General features: G+C 28.5%; 1 protein-coding gene. It reads left to right on the forward strand.

Translation table 11 applies throughout. The annotated features are described in order from the left end of the window. Positions 1 to 1984 (forward strand): condensation domain-containing protein (locus CLPUN_RS06225; RefSeq protein ID WP_242954059.1); only part of this gene is annotated, 1984 nt, incomplete at both ends.

The following is a 1984-nucleotide window of genomic DNA, read 5'->3' on the forward strand; positions in this document are numbered from 1 at the left end:
CTAGAAGGTAATGGAAGAGAAGAAATTATAAAAGATGTTTCTATAGATAGAACAATAGGTTGGTTCACATCTATGTATCCAGTAATTCTAGATATGACTTATAGTGAAGATATATCCTATGCTATTCAATATACCAAAGAAACTTTAAGGCATATACCTAACAATGGTATTGGATATGGATTACTAAAATATTTGACAAGTAAACAACATAAGAATTGCAGCTGTTTTGAAAAAGAGCCGGAGATAATCTTTAATTATCTTGGGGAACTTAGTCAAAAAGAAAGTAATCATATGTTTAAGTACTCTGAATTGACAGGTGGTATGACTGTTTCACTTGAAAATAAGAAAACAAATTCTATAGAAATAAATGGACTTGTTTCAGAAGGAAAGCTCGAATTATTTTTTAATTATAGCATTGAGGAATATAAGGAAGAGACAATAGTTAGCCTGTTACAAGCATATAAGGCCAACACTATTAAAGTCATAGAGCATTGTGAAAGTAAGAAAGAAATGCAAAAAACACCTTGGGATTATGGCGATAGTGAGCTGAGCATAGAAGATTTAAATAAAATATTATCTTATGAAAGAGATATAGAAAGAATTCACTCTCTTGCACCAATGCAAGAAGGTATGCTGTATAGTTTAATGTTTGATAAGAACTCTCATGCATATTTTGAACAAAGTGTACTTGCATTAGAAGGTATGCTAAATGTAGAAATATTAAAAGATTCAATAAATAGTCTTATAGAGAAGCATGAGATATTAAGAACAGCATTTTTCTATGACGATATAAGCAAACCTAAGCAGGCAGTTTTAAGAAAAAGAGAAATAGTTGTGAATTATGAAGATATAAGCAACTTTAATGAAGAAAAGAAACAAGAATATATCGAAGAATTTAAGAAAACAGATAGAGATAGAGGTTTTGATTTAACGAAGGATTGTTTAATAAGAGTATCGGTAATAAAGGTGGAAGATAACAGTTATAAGCTAATATACAGCTTCCATCATTTAATTATGGATGGCTGGTGTACAGGTATAATAATGCAGGAAGCAATTGATATGTATAAAGCATTATGTATAGGAGAAAAAATAGTTTTTGAGAAAACTGAACCTTACAGCAAATATCTAGAATGGCTTGATAAACAGGATAAATCTGAAGCGCTAGAATATTGGAAGTCATACTTAAATGAGTATAAACAAGAAGCAGCACTTCCTATGTTAAATAAAAAATCAGATAGCTTTGACAATAAAGAAGAAATTATTATATTAGAAAAGACGATGACATCAAAATTAAAAGGGCTAGCAGAGACAAATAATATAACAATAAATTCAGTTATTCAAGCTGCCTGGGGAATATTGCTCCAAAAATATAATAATACTAATGATGTAGTATTTGGTTCTGTAATCTCTGGAAGACCAAGTGAAGTTAAAGATATAGAAAAAATGGTAGGTCTATTTATAAATACAGTGTCTGTAAGAATAAAAGGAGAGCGTAATACAGAATTTAAAGACTTAGCAAAGAAACTAAATGAAGATTTTATTGAAGCTAATATATATAATTATTGTTCACTCGCTGAAGTTCAATCTTTAACAGATATAAAAAATAAGCTTATAAATCATATTGTTGTATATGAAAATTATCCTATGGACGAGATCGTTATGAATTCTGATAATAAAAAATCAAAAGTTAATGTTACAGCTTTTGAGAACTTTGAACAGACTAACTATGATTTGGGAATTATTATAATACCAGGTGATGAATTAAGTATAAAAATAACCTATAACGGTAACGTATATAGTAAAGAAATTATAAAGTTAATAAGGGATAATTTATATAACCTGTTAAATTCTATATCGTTAAATCCAAGTGTTAAGTTATCTGAATTGGATATGATAAGCGTGGAAGAAAAAAACAAACTGCTAAATGAATTTAATAAGAATAAAGAAATATCATCAGAAAAAACAATACAGGAATTGTTTGAAG

Source organism: Clostridium puniceum (genome assembly GCF_002006345.1).
Classification (GTDB): domain Bacteria; phylum Bacillota; class Clostridia; order Clostridiales; family Clostridiaceae; genus Clostridium; species Clostridium puniceum.